Source organism: Candidatus Thiodiazotropha sp. CDECU1, from assembly GCF_963455295.1.
In the GTDB taxonomy this organism is placed as follows: domain Bacteria; phylum Pseudomonadota; class Gammaproteobacteria; order Chromatiales; family Chromatiaceae; genus Thiodiazotropha.
The window spans coordinates 1503547-1523146 of sequence record NZ_OY734020.1; the positions used below are offsets into that span (position 1 = coordinate 1503547).

The 19600-nt window shown below is 53.1% G+C and carries 15 protein-coding genes; 9 read left to right on the forward strand and 6 right to left on the reverse strand.

The genetic code is table 11. From position 1 onward, the window contains the following. Nucleotides 1–107 precede the first annotated feature (107 nt). From R2K28_RS06820 to R2K28_RS06845, 6 genes are all read left to right on the forward strand, one after another. Nucleotides 108–1919 (forward strand): RNB domain-containing ribonuclease, encoded by a 1812-nt coding sequence (locus R2K28_RS06820; RefSeq protein WP_316368660.1) that lies wholly within the window; start codon nt 108–110, stop codon nt 1917–1919. Nucleotides 1920–1984: 65 nt separating this feature from the next. Beyond that, complete coding sequence (locus tag R2K28_RS06825; RefSeq protein ID WP_316368662.1) at nt 1985–2518, forward strand: hypothetical protein; 534 nt, start codon at nt 1985–1987, stop codon at nt 2516–2518. A 106-nt stretch (nt 2519–2624) separates the two neighbouring features. Then, nucleotides 2625–5069, forward strand: a complete 2445-nt coding sequence (locus tag R2K28_RS06830) for an EAL domain-containing protein (RefSeq protein WP_316368663.1) — start codon at nt 2625–2627, stop codon at nt 5067–5069. 146 nt (nt 5070–5215) lie between these two features. Then, nucleotides 5216–5449 carry a hypothetical protein gene (locus tag R2K28_RS06835; RefSeq protein ID WP_316368665.1) on the forward strand — a complete coding sequence of 78 codons (234 nt, stop codon included), beginning with the start codon at nt 5216–5218 and terminating at the stop codon, nt 5447–5449. A gap of 428 nt (nt 5450–5877) precedes the next feature. Beyond that, nucleotides 5878–6207, forward strand: a complete 330-nt coding sequence (locus R2K28_RS06840; RefSeq protein ID WP_316368667.1) for a zinc ribbon domain-containing protein — start codon at nt 5878–5880, stop codon at nt 6205–6207. A 22-nt stretch (nt 6208–6229) separates the two neighbouring features. Beyond that, nucleotides 6230–7222 (forward strand): TIR domain-containing protein, encoded by a 993-nt coding sequence (locus tag R2K28_RS06845; RefSeq protein WP_316368669.1) that lies wholly within the window; start codon nt 6230–6232, stop codon nt 7220–7222. A 6-nt stretch (nt 7223–7228) separates the two neighbouring features. On the opposite strand, the gene R2K28_RS06850 is transcribed toward R2K28_RS06845, so the two are convergent. The 5 genes from R2K28_RS06850 to R2K28_RS06870 form a co-directional block, all read right to left on the reverse strand. Then, nucleotides 7229–8407, reverse strand: a complete 1179-nt coding sequence (locus R2K28_RS06850) for a hypothetical protein (protein WP_316368672.1) — start codon at nt 8405–8407, stop codon at nt 7229–7231. A 553-nt stretch (nt 8408–8960) separates the two neighbouring features. Beyond that, the gene (locus R2K28_RS06855) at nt 8961–9740 is read right to left on the reverse strand and encodes an outer membrane lipoprotein-sorting protein (RefSeq protein ID WP_316368674.1); all 780 of its coding nucleotides are present in this window, start codon (nt 9738–9740) and stop codon (nt 8961–8963) included. Further along, on the reverse strand, nt 9737–12019 hold the full coding sequence (locus R2K28_RS06860; RefSeq protein WP_316368675.1) for an efflux RND transporter permease subunit: 2283 nt from the start codon (nt 12017–12019) through the stop codon (nt 9737–9739). Before R2K28_RS06860 ends, R2K28_RS06855 begins: the two co-directional genes overlap by 4 nt. Before the next feature lie 67 nt (nt 12020–12086). Next, a complete protein-coding gene (locus R2K28_RS06865) occupies nt 12087–12689 on the reverse strand; it encodes a TetR/AcrR family transcriptional regulator (protein WP_316368677.1) in 603 nt (200 codons plus the stop codon). A 314-nt stretch (nt 12690–13003) separates the two neighbouring features. Further along, complete coding sequence (locus R2K28_RS06870) at nt 13004–13318, reverse strand: hypothetical protein (protein ID WP_316368678.1); 315 nt, start codon at nt 13316–13318, stop codon at nt 13004–13006. 499 nt (nt 13319–13817) lie between these two features. Here R2K28_RS06870 and R2K28_RS06875 point away from each other — a divergent pair, with 499 nt between their 5' ends. The 3 genes from R2K28_RS06875 to hrpB are packed head-to-tail and all read left to right on the forward strand — an operon-like array spanning nt 13818 to nt 18499. Further along, entirely contained in the window at nt 13818–14015 is a 198-nt protein-coding gene (locus R2K28_RS06875) for a nodulation protein E (RefSeq protein WP_116446095.1), read from the forward strand. Continuing rightward, the gene (locus R2K28_RS06880) at nt 14012–15931 is read left to right on the forward strand and encodes an ATP-binding protein (RefSeq protein ID WP_316368679.1); all 1920 of its coding nucleotides are present in this window, start codon (nt 14012–14014) and stop codon (nt 15929–15931) included. The genes R2K28_RS06875 and R2K28_RS06880 overlap by 4 nt, the downstream gene beginning before the upstream one ends. A 45-nt stretch (nt 15932–15976) precedes the next feature. Next, nucleotides 15977–18499 (forward strand): ATP-dependent helicase HrpB, encoded by a 2523-nt coding sequence (hrpB, locus tag R2K28_RS06885; RefSeq protein ID WP_316368681.1) that lies wholly within the window; start codon nt 15977–15979, stop codon nt 18497–18499. 26 nt (nt 18500–18525) lie between these two features. Here the strand turns inward: hrpB and R2K28_RS06890 are convergent, their stop codons facing one another. Next, on the reverse strand, nt 18526–19593 hold the full coding sequence (locus tag R2K28_RS06890; RefSeq protein WP_316368683.1) for a GNAT family N-acetyltransferase: 1068 nt from the start codon (nt 19591–19593) through the stop codon (nt 18526–18528). Nucleotides 19594–19600: the final 7 nt, after the last annotated feature.

Here is a 19600-nt window from a genome sequence, read left to right on the forward strand (position 1 = left end):
AGGGACTGGCTCCTGGGTTTGACATTCAACAGTGCGTATCATACCCGATCCCGCAGGTGACGAAACTCCCTGTGTAATTCCGGAAATGAGCTTTTTTGGTAGGTTACATGAGTACATTCACGACAGGCGCCCTGGTTCTCTACAAGATTCGACCGGCTCGGATCATCGAGGTGACGGACAAGATCACCATCGAACTGGAAACAGGCAAGAACAAACGGGTCAGGGACAAGGATGTGGTCCTGTTGCATCCCGGGCCCCTGAGCGATCTCAAGGAACTGACCCCGCAAAGCGGTGAGATCGAGGAGAACTGGGAGTTACTGGAAGGCGCCGAGACCGATATCAAGGAGTTGAGCGAACTGGTGTTCGGTGACTATACCCCCGCCATGGCCTGGGCTGCCTGGGAGTTGGTGTCGGAGGGTATCTATTTCGAGGGCGAACCCTCATCGATCCGCCCGCGTTCCGCGGACCAGGTGGCGTCAGAGATTGCCGAGCGGGCAAAAAAGGCTGCCGAGGCAGAGGCCTGGGATGGCTTTATACAGCGTTTACAATCGGGTTCGATTATCGAGGAGGATCGCAAGACCCTGGGCGAGGTCGAGGCGCTGGCCCTGGAGAAGCGGGAGAACAGCCGTATCCTGCAGGCCCTGGAGATCCAGGAGACCCCGGTCAATGCCCACCGTCTGTTGCTCAAGACCGGTTACTGGCCAGCCAACGAAAATCCCTATCCGCGCCGCATGGGTATAGACGAGTCCATACCGGGATGTGCGGTACCAGCATTGGTGGAGGAGGAGCGTCTTGATCTGACTCATCTTCCAGCCTACGCCATCGATGATGAAGACAACCAGGATCCGGATGACGCGGTGAGTCTGGATGGGGAGCGTATCTGGGTCCACGTGGCGGATGTGGCCGCCCTGGTTGCCCCGGACAGCGAGATGGATCTGGATGCCCGCGCCCGCGGTGCCAACCTCTATCTGCCGGACCGGGTGATCCCGATGCTGCCGCCCCAGGTGACAGACCAGCTCGGCCTCGGCCTGCAGCAGAAGTCGCCGGCATTGTCGATCGGTTTCAATCTCTCTGCTGCGGGGGATGTGGAAAATGTGGCGATCCACCCGAGTTGGGTCAAGGTCGAGCGCATCAGTTACGCTGCTGCGGATCTGCGTCTGCAGGAGGACCCTCTCTCTTCCCTGTTGGGGAAGAGCCAGTGTTACCGGCAACGGCGCATGCAGGCTGGCGCGGCATCGATACAGCTGCCGGAAGTGAAGTTAAAGGTCAGCGAAGGCCGGGTGGAGATCGAGCCGCTGCCCAGGCTACAGAGCCGGGAGATGATCACCGATCTGATGCTGATGGCCGGGGAGGGCATAGCCATCTACTGCCAGAACCAGGATATACCCATTCCCTTTGCAACCCAGGCACCACCGGATCAACTTGAGCAGCCGCAAGACCTGGCAGGCATGTATGCCTATCGCCGTTTCTTCAAGCCGACCAAGATAAAGACCCAGCCGGAACCCCATGCGGGATTGGGTCTGAGCGTCTATACCCGTTCCACCAGCCCCTTGCGGCGCTACTCCGATCTGCTGGTCCATCAACAATTACGCGCCCATCTCAAGGGTGACGAGGTGCTCGATATCCATCTGATCTCCGAACGTATCGCCCAGTCCGAGATGGGCAGTATGGCGAACCGCAAGACCGAACGGGTGTCAAATGACCACTGGCGTCTGATCTACCTGCGCGACAATCCCGATTGGCAGGGCGAAGCGGTAATCGTTGCCAAGGAGGGAGAACGGGCAACGGTGCTGCTGCCGTCGATTGCCATGGAAGCCAAGTTGCGCATCCGTGGCGATGCAGGGTTGAACGACAGTATCAGACTCAAACCCCGGGAGATCGACATCCCCGATCTGAGTTGCTATTTCCGGGTCATCTGACACTACGCCAGCCTTTTTCAATGGATAGCTATAAACGCTGTTTTTTAGAAATGAGGTGGATAACGATGCGATGGATAATGATTCTGCTGCTGCTCTCGGCATGCACTCAATCCTACATGGTCAGCGACAATCTTGCTTACCCCTATAATCTGCCACCGATCGGCAGTAAGGTTGTGTTACTAAAACGGGTGGCGATCGAGCCTGGCACCACGCGCACCTTCCTGCAGCGGGGCAGGTCGACCTCCCTTGGCGACTTCGACCGCTATCGCGCCAATTGCAATTTCGAAGTGGATAAATTGAGCGATAGGGTGCAACAGATCGAACCCGATACCTTCGTGGTGAAAAGGGTTCAGCGATTGACCACCGAGGTGGTGCGTAATCATGCTGATAAGCCAAGATTCTTCGCTGTAGAACTCGATCGTGGCTCACCCATCGTCACCCATGGCTACCATCTCTGGTTAAGCTCGGAGCAGCAGCCGGATGTCATGCGCATCACCTGTCGAGGCGCCTTCGACGACCTATCGCGGGCGGAACCGCCATCCATTGATGAGATCAGGGAGGCGTTGGGGGAGATTGCCGAGTTGGTGTTGGCGACATAGCATACTCTCACGATAAGACTCCGTACCGACTGCTATACTGTATGTGCATCTCTAACGCCACCTGGCAAAAAACAAACATCTGGTGACCTTCATGGTAAGGCGGACCATGTCAAAAAACGAGGGTGGACAGCAAGATAGTGTCAAGAGGTTGATTGCCGAAGAGCAGACCCGGATACTCTTTCAGCAGGCTCCCATATCCAATATAACAGTCTATTCTGTTGCATTACTCTTTTACTTCTTATTGAAGTCGAATATCAACTCCGGAATTTTGGAGATCTGGCTTCTGGCCCTGTTTGCTGCAGCCAGCTTCCGCCTGGCGCTATGGCTGATGCGCAAGCGAAATCCGCAAAAAAGGACCACCGCCCAATGGCAACGCAGCTATCTGATTGGTTGCTTGCTGGTGGGTATCGCCTGGAGCCTGATCGTTCCCTATATCTATCTCGCCAATAGCCTCACAATCGCCATCGGCTTGTGCATGCTGCTATTCGGCATTGTCGCATCCGCTGTGGTTATCCTGTCGGTATATATTCCGGCTTTTGTGGCCTATGTTTATCCACAGGTGCTGACGCTCACTGGTACGCTGTTTGCCTTCGGGGATGCGGGACACAACGCGCTGGCTGGTGCAACCATCGTCTACTTGATAATGACCACGCTGTTTACCCGTAACATCAATCGCAACCTGATGGAAAACATCAGACTGCAGGTAGAGAACAGTCAGCTGATCAATGATCTGGGCGAAGAGGTCAAGAACAGGGAAAGCGTCATCAAGAAGCGCACCCTGGAATTAGAGGACAAAAACAGCGAACTCAGCAAGGAGATCACAGGAAGGGAGCTGGTCGAATCAGCCCTGCGCAAGAGCGAGGAACGCTTTGAACTGGCAATGCGTGGCGCCAATGATGGTGTTTATGACTGGAATCTCCAGAACAACGAAATCTACTACTCGCCCCGTTGGAAGAGCATGCTGGGTTATGAGGACCACGAATTGCCCAATGATTTTTCCACTTGGGAAGAGTTGGTTGATGAAACAGATCATGCTCGATCCTGGGAGATGATTAACGACTACATCAACGGAAAGCGGGATAACTTTCATATCGAGTTCAAGATGCGCCACAAGCACGGTCATTGGGTGGATATCCTCTCCCGTGCCTTTCTGGTCCGCGACGCCCGGGGAGAAGCGAACCGTATCGTCGGGACACATGTGGATATTACTGAAAAGAAGCGCCAGGAGGCGCATATCCTCAAGCAGGCCCATTACGATGGCCTGACCGGCCTACCAAATCGTTTCCTCTCCATGGATCGTTTGGCTCAACTGCTTAAAGAGGCCTCGAGAGATGCATACAAGGTCGCCATACTGTTCCTCGACCTGGACGGTTTCAAACGGGTCAACGATACCTTAGGACACGAAACCGGCGACCGTCTGTTGGTCCAGGCTGCGGGTCGTCTGCAGTCGGCGGTACGTGACGGCGACAGTGTCTGCCGCCTCGGTGGTGACGAATTTGTCGTACTGCTGCGCAACCTGGGAGAGCTTACCGATGCCAAGAAGGTGGCGAGTAGCCTGATTTCCCAGTTCCGGCGCCCATTCAAACTGGATGAAAGGGAATTGGTGGTTACCACCAGTATCGGTATTGCAGTCTATCCGAGTGACGGTATTACCCCCACCGAACTGCTACGGAACGCCGATACCGCCATGTACCACTCAAAGGAGCAGGGTAGAAATACGTTCAACTTTTATACCAGTGAGATGAATCTGAGTATTTCCCGCAGTTTGGAAGTGGAGGAGCAGTTGCACGGAGCACAGGAACGGCACGAGTTCTCAGTGGTCTACCAACCTGTGGTGGAGTTGCAAAGCAACCGTATAGTCGCCGCTGAAGCCCTGTTGCGCTGGACTAACCCCGCCCTGGGATCGATATCACCTGACGAGTTTATTCCGATAGCGGAACAGACCGGGGTGATTCTGGGCATCGGAAGATATGTGCTGCAACAGGCGGTGTGCAATGCCCAGCGCTGGGGTGAAATGCTCGATCATGATTTCAAGATCGCCATCAATCTGTCACCAAGACAGCTGCGTGATGCCACACTGGTCGATTTCATACATGACCTCCTGGAAAGTTGCGGTTTGAAGGCGGATGCCCTGATATTGGAGATCACTGAAGGTGTGTTGATGAGTGGGCAGCATGATATCGAATATGCGTTAGCTCAACTGCATGAAGCCGGTATAGGCCTGGGCATGGACGATTTCGGTACCGGTTACTCATCCCTCAGTTATTTACGTAAATACCCATTCGACGTGTTGAAAGTGGATCGAAGTTTCATCAACGATCTGACCATCGACCCGGCGGATTTCGAACTGGTCAATGCCTCCATACTCATGGCCCATGGCATAGGGCTTGAAGTGGTGGCAGAAGGTGTGGAAACCGAAGGTCAACTCAATCGATTGCGCGATTTGCAATGCGAGTACGCCCAGGGGTATCTGTTCAGTCGGCCAATCAACGAGGATGATTTCACCCAACTGCTGAAGAGTAGCTCAAAAATAGAATCTTTCATTCTATAGTCTGTTTTGCATAACTTACTAAAATAATTCTCACATCCTAAGAAGTGAACGCATTCCCATATTCAGGGATGATGCCTTGTATCAACTTGCCTAGTACTAATATCCTCTCAGTATCATTTGGGTTGGGCAGGTTCGGTGTCATGCGCATGTTTCACATTCTCAAATCCATCCATCTCCTGTTATTTTGCTGTTATCTCTCAGCCTGTGGGTCGGGAAGCAATCCCGATACCGAAGCGCCTGCCGCGGTTTCGAATGTGATAAACACTACCACCTTCCAGTCCGTCACCCTGACCTGGAACGCCGCCCATGAACGAGGATTGACCGTGGCCTTGAAAAAAGACCTGGATCAGATCAGCGAACTGATCGACTATTCAGAATAATCCAAGCTCGGTTTGCGCCGATGCTCAACAGGCCAACATCCGAACCCTGGTCTTGTCCGTAGATCTGGATGATTCGTTCTATACAACTGCGATACGGATTATCCCTAAGCGGTATGTGTATTTATGTGAACGCAGCTGCTATTCATAATCTATCCGCATCGTAATAAAGTTCCAAGATCTAAAGGTCGCAAGTGATTCGATTGTCTTCTGCATTTTCGTTCTCAGCGGTAAAAATACCCAATATCCAGTGGCAAAATTAACTATGACAATGCACCGTACAGAGATGAAATATATGTGCATTAGTCTACAATTTTATTAACATACAGCACTCAAACCCTACGCGTTGCAGATGCATTCAGGTGTGCTACACCCAAGTTATCAATGGGTAGCTGGAGAAGAATAAAGTCACTGTCAGAGGAGAGTCAGACATGTTTTGTCCGGAGTGTGGAACTGAAAATCCAGAAGGTGCGAGGTTCTGCGGAAACTGCAGGCATCAGCTCTCAGGTCAAACCGGCCCTACAGAGAATAGTCCTGGTGGTTCTGTGGTTGAAATCGGCAGTGAGCCTAAGGCTGTTTCAGATGGGTTGAAGTATGGAATACTGGCCGGTTCACTGATCATACCCTTTATTGGCATGATCATGGGTATTATCTACCTGGTGCAGGGGGAATCGGAAGAGAAAAAGGATGTTGGTAAATTGTGGCTGTATGGAAGCATAGGGATTATTGTCTTGTATATGATTATCAGTGGTGATATTTGAGCCAACCGCTAAGGGCCTTAGGATGAATAAACCAGCTGCCTACATTTCATTAAAAAGAAATAAAACCAGCTCATATCAAATACGCCAATTTGCAATCACAATCGATGACACTGTGGTGGGTAAGATCAGGTCGGGGGAGACAAAGCAGTTCAAAGTTCCCAGTGGTGCCCACGCCATCGGTGTGAAGATTGACCTCTATAAGAGCCAACCGCTGCAGATTGAGCTGAAACCTGAACAAACCCTCGATCTTGAGTGCGGTGATCGATCGCCCGAGAGCATAAAAGAGGCATTTACCTTAAAGGGTATAGAAAAATCACTAAACTCCCTGATCAAGCCCAAGCAATATCTTTACGTGCAACCTGTGGGTCACTCCGCGTCACAACTGACGCCGCACAAACCGAAACCAAGGGTAAAGCCTCCTCAAGAGGCACAAACCGTTAGAAAATCCTGCACAGTATTTATCTCCTATCGACGTGATGACAGCCGTGAGATCACAGGCAGGATATGTGACAGGCTGAACAGCGAATTTGGCAAGCAGGCCATTTTCAGGGATGTTGACTCCATACCTGCCGGAGTGGATTTTCGCAAACACATCAACAAGACCATCGATCAGTGCTCTATGCTGGTGGCGATAATAGGTGATAAATGGTTGGATGCGAAAAACAGGAAGGGTGAACGACGGCTGGATCTCCCCAATGACCATCTAAGGGTGGAGATAGAGACCGCCTTGAAAAAAGAGGTCCCGGTGATACCGGTGCTGGTGAAGAATGGTGTCATGCCTGATGAAGAGGAGCTGCCTGAAGGGCTAAAGCCCCTGGCATACCGAAATGCAATCCCGATACCGGAAGAGCCATTCTTTCATAACGGTGTCGATCTCCTGATAAAGGAGATGTCGAAGGGCTTTTCACCAAGCAAGCCGGCCAGGCAGTCGAACAGAAATGCATTCTGTATCTACTGTGGCAATGAGATCATGCCCGGTAACAAGTTCTGTATTCAGTGCGGTAAACCGGTTTAACAGGCCCTAGAAAAACCTGGTGACTGTTATTTCCAGATAGTCATCCCGGTGAAAGGCGAACAGCGGATCATCTTCGGGGATATTCGACCACAATCTCACCTGTGCAGCGGTCTTCCAGTGATTGCCGATGCGCCGGCTCGCTTCCAGATTGAACACCCAGCCGTCGTCGTCCATATCCTTGATGATACCGGCAAGGAGTTCACTGCCATCCACATCGTTGGCGGTTAGACGCAGTCCGATGAAGATATCGTTTTCGAAAGGTGTGGTGGCATCGTCGCGCCGGTCATCGTAGAGGTACTCGCCGAGCAAACCCAGGTCAATGTCACTCTCCGCAATACCCACCAGAGTATATTCAAAACCGCCGGTGGCCGCGTTGTAGCTGTCGCTATCGTTGCTGCGATGGATCGCCTCCAGCTTCCACAACCAATCACCTTTGGTGGCCTGCAGGTCGAGGCTGGTTTGCCGCATCTGTTGGTAGAAGGGAATGAGGACGATCTCTCCACTACTGTTGGGTCCTGGTATCAGCAGGGGGTCGCGGCTGGTGCCGTCAAAATGGGCCAGGCCGATGTCCCAGTCACCGATAAAGTGGGACCAGCGTATCGCCAGGTCGATGTGTCTATCCTCCCTGTCGGACTGGTATCTCGCCATATCTGTATCCACCCTGGGATGGGTTCGCAGACGGCCATTTTTACCGGGATAGGTGCGTTCGCGAAAACCGGGCAGGGCGTAGAGATCGATGATGCCCCAATCCTTTTCCAGGGAGAGCTTGAGCATGGGTTGGCCCAGTTTCTGTTCCCCATCCGGATTTTCGATCAGATCGGTCTGGTTGATGACATCAACCAGGTGCAGCGCTTCGGTGACACCCCAGAAGACCTTGCCGATACCGGCCTTGCTCTCCCAACCGTCACCGGCGTAGGTCCAGATAAGCTCGCGGATATCGCCATGGGTACGCTCGTCGTCTTCGCTGTCCCAGCGCAGAAAGGGTGTGAATAGCAGACTCTGTTTGCCATTATCCCATCGCTGGTAGTATTCGGGCTGGATGGCGATCGACAGCAGTTGGTCGGATTGATCTCCGTCCATTGCCTGCTGAGGGAAAAGGCGACCTTGCAGTTCGACGAAACCGCTCCATTCACCCGCTGTCAATAATCCGGGCATCATAAGCAATACCCACCACCATTTTCTCACAATACCAACTCCCTAAAACGAATAGCTCGCTGTGTGTTCACCCAACAGGTTGCTTGGGTAGGGTGCGGCTTGCCGCACCGATAAATTATGATCTATGTATTAAACAAATCGAGAGGATATTCAAATCAATGGTGCGGCAAGCCGCACCCTACACTCTGCTATCCCTTGGTACCTGACGATTGTCCTTCTCATACATGATATCCCTATCGTGACGGGGCACACACGGCATCCTTGCCGCTGCTACTACTTGTTTAGGTCCGGCGATTGGCATCCCTCTTTCTCCGCCGCCCCAACGTCACATCCCTGCGCCCGAAGGAAGTGCCCTTGGGGTATGCAGAAGGGGCTCTCGCTGGGTAAAAGAATATGGTTTGTTAGTGTCCATCCAAAAAATCTATGGATGCTGCCAGGCGCCTGACGGTTGTCTTTCGTAGTAGCGGCAGGGATGCCGCGTAAGCCCCGTCACGACAGGGATGTCGTGTTGGGGCGTCGGAGAAAGACAACCGTCAGGTGCCGAGGGGTAGAAATATTCTCGTTGTTTCTGTATGGACACTAGTTATCTCGCACGCTTCAGACTGTTCTTATTGAAATCACCGTCGGTCAGGCCGCTGCGAAAATTGTATTCCTTCCAGGTCAGCAGGGTACTCTTTCCCGTCTGGTGATTCTCCATGTACATCTCGTCGGCGCGCCAATACTGATCCAGGTATTGTTGATAACCGCGAAACACCAGGGTCTTCAATGGCGAGTTCTTGCGATCGTAGTAATCGATCTTGAGGGCTATGTAGCGCTCCTTGTCGACCCACACCTGCTGCCGGGTGTAGCCGGAATTTGGATCCACCGGATAGCGTTCCAGGATGAAGCAGGGTGTGCCTTCGTACTCGCCGTCCTCGATGTACTTGTAGGTGTACTTCTCGACCTCCTGGGAGGAGATATCCTCGTAGGCGAACTCGCTGCCCATAAAGGGACCGGACTTATTGCGCGAGGCGATGCGTTTGACCCGTTTCAGTGCCGGCAGGTAGAGCCATTGATCGTCGTCCCCCACCTTATGCGAGAAGCTCAACAGGGCGGTGCCTTTCACATCCCGGGGCTCATCGAAGACGACCAGGGTCTTGTCGCCGTCGTTTTCGACCTCCAGGGTCTGGTTGCGCATATCACGCAGGCTCTCTTCCCCATGTTTGTTGCGCAACAGCATGGTCATACTGGCCTTGAAGTCGTGAAAGCCGGTATCCCGGGTCTCGATCTCCGTGGCGATCTCCAGGCCACGCTCTTCCGCGGTCATGGCCAGGGTCAGTGCCGGTGTCAGCAACAACAGCAGGGGTAGAAGGGTGGGCTTCATGATTTTTTTCCTCCGAAATAGATCAGCAGCGGGGGTAGGAACAGGAAATCGGCAACCAGTGCCAGGCCGAGTGTGATGGCAGTCAGCAAACCCATGCCGGAATTGAGCTGGAAATGGGAGAAGGCGAGGATGCCAAAGCCCACCATCAGTACCAGTGAGGTAACCCAGAGTGCGGTTCCAACCGTGGAGAATGCGTAACGTACCGCATTTTCCCGGTCCATGTTCTTTTCGCGACGCGCACGCAGATATTTGCTGAGAAAGTGTACTGTGTCATCCACCACGATGCCGAGGGTCATACCGGCGACAACTGAGAGGGCCAGTCCCACCTCACCCACGAACAGGCCCCACAGGCCAAAGGCCATACCGATCGGCACCAGGTTGGGGATCAGGCTGAGTCCACCGACTCGCAACGAGCGCAGGGCGAAGATCAGGATTATGGATATCATCACCAGCGCCAGCGTGGTGCCTTTCAGCATGGAGATGATGTTTCGGTTGCCGATGTGGGCAAACATGATGGTGGGGCTGGCGCCATTGATGCGCATCCCCGGTGCATTCTCCTGCAGCCATGCCTGGGCCCTCTCTTCGATGTCCAGCAACTGTGATGTGGCGATACTCTGCATGGTGACGCTGAATCGGGTGGCCGATTTTTTCACATTGATTTGGTTATTCAGATCCAGCCCGAAGGGGAGTGAAAACTCATACAACAGCAGGTATTGAGCCGACAGGTCGCGTTGATCCGGGAGTCGATACCAGGCATCCTCATCCGCGTGCATATTGCGGTTGAGACGTTTCATGATGTCGGTGATGGAGTTGACATGCAGCACATGGGGTTGTTGTCGATACCAGTTGGCGAACTCCTCCACCCGTTGCAAAAATTGCGGATCGCTGATGCCTCCGGTCTCGCCACTCTCCAGGGAGTATTCGATGAGATAGATGCCGGTCAGGTTGTCGGTGGCGAAATCGGTTGCCTGACGAAAGCTGATGGTCTCATCGAAATATTTCACAAACTGATCATCGAGACGGTTATTGGGTATCTGGGATATGAGCAGCAACACAACGACTCCCATGCCCCATAGCAGCTGTTTCTTATAGCGCACCACGAAATCGGCAAAACGAATCATGGCGATACTGCCCAGGGTGTCGCCGGAGAGGGCCTTTACCGGCAGCAGCATCATCATGGCGGGAAGGAAGGTAACGGAAAGAAAGAAGGCAAGCACCACTCCCATGGCCGCCATGTTGCCCAGGTCCCGGAAGGGTGGCGCTTCACTGAAGTTAAGGCTGAGAAAACCGATGGAGGTGGTCAGGGTGGTGAGAAAAATGGGTTGCAGATTGATGCGCAGGCTCTCCATCATGGCCTGATATTTACTCTCACCGTCACGCATGCCATGCAGAAAGTTGACCAGGATATGCACGCAGTCGGCAATCGCCAATGTCATGATGACAATGGGTACCGTGGTGGTGGGCGGTGACATCTTGATGCCGAGCCAGCCGGTCAGCCCCATGGTGGCGATGATCATCAGGATGACGATGATCACGGTGGAGAGGGTGCCGGGAATGGAGCGCAGCATTACCATCAGCACCAGTACCACCGCTGCGAACATCATCGGGTAGAGGCGCTGCATGTCATCCAGGGAGGCGGATGGAAAGGCGTTGTTCATCATTACCATACCGGTGAGGTATATATCGATGTTGGGATAGCTGGCCTCGATCTGCTTGACCATCTCTCTGGCCTTTTCAGCGACCTCCGGTACCTCGCTAAGTTTCTTACCCGGCAGTTGTACCGTGACATTCACACCGGTGGTATGGGCGGTGGGAGATATCAAACGATTGACCAGTAACGGATCACTGGTGGCAATCTGTTGTTTCTCCGCCAGCTCATCGTCGCTCAAGGATGAGGGATCCAACACCAGATCCTCAACGATCAGGTCATCCCCGTCAGCCTGGGTGTGTTGGAAATTGGTAATGGAGTCGACCCGCAGGGAGTAGGGGACCTGCCAGGATTCCTTGGTCAACTCCGCTACGGCGGAGAGGGTCTCACGGCTAAAGACCTTGCCATCCTTGGGTGCGAGGACAAACAGTACATTGTCATTCTTGGTGTAGGTATTCTGCAGTTGATCGAAGGCCTTCAGCTGGGGATTCTCCTCGCTGAAGAACATCCGGTAGTCGTTGCTGAATTCCAGATGGCGCGCGCCACTGCCCATCAATAGAGAGATGACAATGGCAAGGAAAATAACCAGCAACCTGTTATTCAATACGAAGCGGAAGAAGGATTCACTCATGATCTGTCCCTGTTGCTGTTTGATTGATAATGATTTGTCTTATTCTCATTTCACTTTCCTCACAGATCTATGTGCGAAGGCTGTTGAGATAACTCAACAATCCCTTGCCACAGCGCAGCAACTCCTCCTGGCTCTGGGCGTTCTTCGCCATGCTCATGCAGCCCTCGAGTGAGGCGAGGATGAAATAGGCCGTATCTGCCGGATCGATGGAGGAGGTCACTCTGCCTTCCTGCTGTCCTTGACTGAGGATTGATTCAATACTTGCCTGCCAGCGCCTGTAGATGGTGTCGATACGGTCGCGAAATCCATCGTCTATTGCCGACATCTCCTGTGCCAGGTTATTGAGCGGACAGCCGAGGGTGATCTCTTCGCACTGGTAGTGCTCCCCCATCTGCATGATGGTGGTCATCAATACATCGATTGGGTGCCCGGGCTGATGCAGGGGCTCAAACCAAAGCCTCTCCAGCTCTTCGGCGATATGCTCGTCCAGTACCGCGTAACCGAGTTGCAGTTTGCTGCTGAAATGGTGGTAGAGGGCGCCCTTGGTGACCCCGGTCCGCTCCAGGATCGCATTCAGACTGGCGGCCTGAAAACCAAAGCGATGGATCTCCTCATAGGCTGCTTCCAGCAGCGACTGTCGGGTTGTGTCGGCGTCAGCGTGTGTTCTCATGGGAATGTTCTTCATAAAACATACCGACCAGTATGTATCCTGATTGGTGAGCTGTCAAATCTTCTGTTTCGAGACGCTTTGGATGTCATTAATGAATACTCATCTGCAAGTCAAAGCGGAAGATCTCGATATACGCTGAGAGACGCCCGATTACAGATGGGAGATAAGTTTGGTCATTGCGAGCGATGAAATCCTTACCGCGAGGTAACTCCTTGTAACAAGATGTAACATGACACAGATGGATGTGCCCGTGTCATTGCGGGATGGGAATAGTGGAGACGGTTTCCCGGGTACTCTATAACCTGGATCAATGGTTATTTAAGCGGGTATTTCTTTACCTGTTGTTTGATTGAATCCACCATATTTTCCACGTCGGTGGTCTCCTCGAACCGGCAGTCGCGAACCCTCAAGTGCTGGGCAAGCCTGAGGGTGCCGTCCTCACTCAGTATTCCCAACATTTTATTGTGCTTGTTTTTGAGAATCGTGGTCGCACTGTCCCCTGAGGGGTGCCTCACACAGAAGGTTGTCCAGCCATACTCTCTCAGGTGTATCAATCCCAGCAGTTGCTGCTCGTTGAGATAGCTTTTCGGGTCAGAGGGTATGGCGCTGATGCCGATACGTCTATCCACAGGAAGTCTACCTGTCAAAGTTTTTTATACGCTGTTATTTTTACATAAACAATAAAAATGCCAAAGAAATAGAAGTTATTTGAAAACAGTAAGATACGCTTGACTATCAATTTATTGAAGCTTGAATTGCCCTGCGAGTGTAAAAATATCCGACATAGTTATGTAGTAGTCGATGGGTTTCAGATTATTTAAAAAACAATAATGTAAGTCCTTGATATTATTAGTCCTGAACCGGCTGGGGTGTTTCGATGTGCTCAGGCAATAGTCTCTTAACAGCTTGATTATGGTGGGATAAATTACTTAAAGCAGAGCTAGGGGAGGGCCATTTTTGGTGATGACCTGCTGATCAGAACTCCCTATACTGGGTCTGCTATCCAAAGCAATCCCTAGATGAGGGTGTTTGCGGCAAGCCATCGCGGGGCTGCCGCTACGGGAGATCTACATCACCTAAATCGGTACGAGCGGTTTAGGGGGTACACAAGAAAAATGGGGAGTTTTTATGTCTTCGTCCGATCAGACAACACATCAGGAGAACCTGTCTCTGGGGGCATCTGCCCAGGAGTTTCTCGACTATTGCGCCGCAGAGAAAGAGCGTCGACTCAACTCAGGGGAGGCATTCGACGAGGAGACATTCGATCAGGCCATACAAATGGTGGTCAACAAATTACGTGTGCTTGCGGATGAGGGTTGGTCATGATCATAAACTCCATCAAGGCGAACAATGTCCTGAAGTATACCGACCTGGATCTCAAGGATATTCCTGAGCGGGGTCTGATAGCCATATCCGGTCCCAACGAGTCGGGCAAGAGTACCATTGGTGAGACGGTCTGCTTCGCCCTCTTCGGCAGAACCTTCTCCCTGGATGTGAATGACCTGACCAAGGTAATCCGCTGGGGCGATACCCACTGTTCGGCGCAACTGGAATTCACGCCGAGGGACGGTGTTCGCTATAGTCTGGATCGCTTTCTCGATGATGCGGGAAATCACAGTGCCCGACTATCTATTGCCACAGCCGACAGCAATGAAGAACCGATTGCACGGGGTGTGGAGCAGGTGGCTGACAAGGTGTATGAACTGATCGGTTATGAATTTGAGGAGTTCGTGGAGTCTTTCTATCTGGCGCAACGTGAGATCACAACACCCCATCCCCATAGCTTTGCGGTGAAGACCATGGCTGGGTTGGTAACCCTGGAGTATGTGAACGAGGCATGCCAGGAGGACAAGGGCGCCACCCTGAATGAGGTTGAACAGCGTAAATCGGAACAGATCAGCGTGCAGAATCAGATAGATGAGCTCAATATCGATCACAGCCTGATGCCGTCCCTGCAGGGGGAGCACAATGAGGTGAGCCGCCATATGGAGGATTCGACGGATCTCATTGAGCAGTTGGAGAATGCATCCATAACCTACCAGGATGTCCTGCCAAGACGGGAGGCGGATCTCTCCAGCGCCGGACGTACTGGCTTCATGGCATTCCTGTTTCTGCTGATTGCACTGCTTGTGGGTGGGGCCTGGTATCTGTTGGCGAAGCTGCCCGAACATGCCTTTGCCCAGCAGTTGACTCAGATGCTGAGCAACAACCTGTCAGCCTGGCAGGATTCCATGATCCCCTGGTTGCTCTATGGCGCGGGTGGGTTTGGGTTGTTGTTCGTGATCCTGTTGATTCGTCGAGGCGCTAAAAAGAGCAGCGCAAAGACCTACGATGAAGCGGCGGCCGGTCTGGTGAAGGCCCTGGGTGACCTGGATGGTCTCTCCGCTGTAGTCATCCGCAATGAGCTCGATGATGAAGCGAATTCCAACCAGGTGGATGAGGATACCGAGAGCCTGGAAGAGACAGAGGCCGAACAGCCGGACCAGACTGAGGCGGAGCCGGCGGTTGTGGATCATGCCGCACGGGAGCGCCTGAGTCAGCGGATCAGCGACTGGAGTGTCTCTATCGCCGAGGTCAGAGACGGGGTGGCAGAGGAAGAGGCCCAACTACGGCGTGTTATGGAGACGGACCGGCGCCGCCTGGGTCAGCTCGATTCCGTCATCGACCAGGAGCAGGAGCGTTTGGACAGGGCCGAGCAGCTGCATCAGATCAAGACCAATCTACAACAGAAGATCGATGACAAACAGCGCCACATGGAGATCTGCGCCGTGGCGGATCAATTGATTCAGGGTGCGACCAAAGAGGTCTCGCATAAATTCAACCACAAGTTGCGTGGTCTGGTGAGCAAGACCCTGCCACTGTTTACTGAGAATCGCTATGAACATCTGCAGATCGATGATGACTTGAGTGTGCGAGCCTTTTCCAGCGAAAAGCGTGACTTTATGGATCTGGATGAGATATCCAGCGGCACCCAGCGTCAGATCATGCTGGCCGTGCGCCTGGCGTTGTCCCAGGAGTTGGTCAATCGTGCCATACAGGGGAGTCAGTTCCTGTTCCTTGATGAGCCGTTCGCCTTTTTCGATCAGAAGCGCACACGCAGTTCACTCACCGTACTACCCACATTGAGCGAGGAGTTGAATCAGATCTGGATTGTCGCTCAGGATTTTGCGGACGACCTGAAATTCGATATGCATGTACAGTGTGACAGAGAGAATGATTCCATTTCGCTGAAACAGGGCTAGCCTGTTATCTCTTGCCATCCATTATGTTGTGGGTTACGGCTATAGGTGTCTGATCTACCAGTCAGCCAAATCATGTCTGCGCTGGATAATGCGCTGGCGACTAGCGGTAGTGCTGTGTTGTGTGCACCACCCGGTTCGGGCAAGACTACCCTGGTTCCTCTGCAGTTGTTACAGGCCGCCTGGTTGGACGGCCAAACCATTCTATTGCTCGAACCTCGCCGCCTGGCCGCCAGGATGGCGGCGGCCCGCATGGCCCAATTGTTAGGTGAGGCTGTCGGAGAACAGGTAGGGTACTCCATACGCCTGGAAAGAAAGGTCTCTCCAAGGACCCGTGTCGAAGTGGTGACCGAGGGCATCTTGACCCGCCGATTGCAGCACGATCCTCAACTGCAAGGGATCGGTCTGTTGATCTTCGACGAGTTCCATGAACGCAACCTGCATAGCGATGTGGCCTTGGCCCTGGCGCTCGATGCCCAACAGGGCCTGCGTGAGGATCTGCGTCTGCTGGTGATGTCGGCAACCCTCGACACCGATCGAATCTCCGCTCTGTTGAATGCTGCGCCCGTTATCACCGCCGAAGGCCGACAATATCCTGTAACCCATCACTATCTTGGGTTGCAGCTTGAGAAAAGGAGAATCGCACAGCAGGTTTCGCAGGCTGTCACCAGGATCTGGCATCAGGAGCCGGGTGATATCCTGGTCTTTCTCCCCGGCGTGGCCGAGATCAGACGAGTGCAGGCATTGATCTCGAGCCACTTTGCCGAGTCTGAGCTGCCACCCTTGATCACACCCTTGTATGGAGATCTGCCTAAGGCGGAGCAGGATCTTGCGTTGCTCCCCGATAAGCACAAGAGACGCCGTATCGTACTCACCACATCCATTGCCGAGACAAGTCTGACTATCGAAGGGGTGAGTGCCGTGGTCGACTCCGGTTGGTCACGGCTACCAAGATTTATACCAGCAATCGGAATGACCCGCCTGGAGACAGTGACGGTTTCAAAGGCTGCCGCCAATCAACGCGCCGGGAGGGCGGGTCGCCTTGGCCCGGGTAACTGTTATCGCTTATGGGCCCCACACTACCAGGATCAATTACCGGAACATCATCCGGCGGAGATCCTGCAGGCCGACCTGACTCCCCTGGCATTGGAACTCGCTGCCTGGGGTGTGGCCGATCCCAAGGATCTGCGCTGGTTGGATGCACCGTCTCATGCCGCCTACAATCAGGCCTGCAATCTGTTGCAACGTCTCGGCGCAATGGATGCGCGGCGTCTGCTTACGCCAACAGGAAAAAGCATGGCCAGGCTGCCCGCCCATCCACGCCTGGCGCATATCCTGGTCAACGCTAATCAGGGCGATCGTCGACTCGCCTGTGACCTGGCGGCACTCTTGAGTGAGCGGGATATCGTGCAGCGCCAGCGGGAGAACCAGCCGGGAGCAGACCTGGAACAGCGTCTACATCTTCTTTCAGCTTGGCGAAATCGAGCGCGTGGAGGCGATGTCAAAGGAATCGATACGAATGCCTGTAAAAGAGTCGATAGGATCAGCAGGGATTGGCACCGGCGCATGCAACACCAGGATGCAGGCGCTTACCCTTCCGATCTGTCTATGGCGCAGCTCCTCGCCCTGGCCTATCCCGATCGGTTAGGGCAAAGGACTGGACATGGCCGCTTTCGTCTCTCCAATGGCCGTGCAGCACTACTGCATGATACGGATCCTTTGGCGGCACAGGATTTCCTGGTTGTCGCAGAACTGGATGCCGGCGAGATCCAAGGTCGGGTGCGATTGGCGGCCGCAATCACTGAAGCGGAGATTCGTCAGCTTCCCGATATGCAAATCGAAGCCACATCGTCGGTTGTTTGGGATAAGCGGGAGCAGCGGGTGAAGGCGTTTGCTGAAGAACGGGTTGGCGCGGTGGTCCTGGATTACCGTCCCCTCGTCGATCCCGATCCTGAACTGGTCGTCAGTGCCATGCTGGAGGGTCTCTCCGAGATGGGATTGGCTGTACTACCCTGGAGTAAACAGCTTCGTCAATGGCAGCTGCGGGTATGCTGGCTTGGAAGTCAACTCGATGATTCTGGTTGGCCCGATCTCTCCGATGAGTGGTTGGCGGCACATCTCCAAGACTGGCTGGAGCCTTGGCTGTCCGGGATCAACAGCCGAGAGCAGCTGCAGCGTCTCGATCTGCGCGGGATACTTCAGGCGAGACTCGATTGGCAACAACAACAGCAATTGGAGCGTGATGCCCCCAGTCACCTTAAGGTACCCAGCGGTTCCAGGATCCCGCTCCGCTACACCATACAGGCGGCTCCGATCCTCCCGGTCAGATTGCAGGAGATGTTCGGTTTGGCTGATACACCCAGAGTCTGTGCCGGCAGGGTGCCAGTCATGCTGCACCTGCTCTCCCCGGCGCAACGGCCGATGCAGATAACCGATGATCTGGCAGGATTCTGGGAGAGAACCTATCCAGAGGTGAAAAAAGAGTTAAAGGGGCGCTATCCCAAACACTATTGGCCGGACGATCCCATGCACGCTGTAGCAACCGCCAGGGCTAAGCCAAGAAAATCATGAATCGTCTCTGCTCACGGAATTCCGGTTCACACTGGGTTTTTCTTTATAAAAGGGTTGCTCATTAGGGGAGATAGATACTTAGAACCGGCTTCCTCAATCAGCGCACCAACACCGCGCAGATTAAACGGAAAATAGACGATACTCGTGAATTGATGGGTTTTATGGGGCCAGATATTAATCCACTGTTCCTCCGTGCCAAGTAGTTCAAATGCATCGAGTTTGCGATTAAAGGCCTCCTTGATGGTTTCAAACATGAGCTGTATTCCCGGGGAGTATTTTGCCCAGCGTTCGTCATAACCGATTTTCAGTACCCACCAGCGATTTGAATGTTGAACCATCAACTGCACCGCTATCATCGCTCCGTTTAACAGGAGTGCACTGATGACGAGTTTCCTCGTCTGGCTCAGGTACCTGCAGTAAATGGTGAAAAATCGCTTCAAGTCAGGTCGGCAATTTATAGCGCTGTTATTCCGGCCCTTCCAGTTGGCTTGCTCTATTCCGAAGGCCTTGTCGAGAAGCCGGTTCAGGTCAGTTTGATCGGGGTAGTAAAAATCAACGTACACTTCCCCCTGGTCGGATAGACGTCTGCGGGCACGTCGGAAATCCTGTTTTCGCCGGGAGGGTAGTTTCAGTAAGTAGTCATCCCAGTTAGAATTTATTTCTATAAACGGGGATCCGGTATTAGGAATTTTGAAGATTATCCCATGCTTTGCAGCCAATTTCTCAAATACTTCGATAGAGAGATCGCCAGCGGGTAATCGGCCTAGATGTGTGGGTCTTCCTTTTTTAATTATCGATTTACATAGCTGAATCAGAGATTCCTTGTCCGCGTAAATCAGCCCACCTGGTTCATTGAGTTTAGATACGCCAATGATTTCATACCAGATTATTCCCTTTTTTGTTATAGCGTACAAAGGGGCAATCGCGTTTACATGATCATGCTTTGTTGTTGCGAGAAAATTAATTGCAATGTCATCACGGAATGCTTTTATGCATGCCGAAAACCACTCATGCGCATAGGTGGGTGACTGAAGCTCGCTTGCGCTGGTGGGCCAGTCATTTTTTTCGATATGGTGACTGGAGACTAGATCCATCGTTACA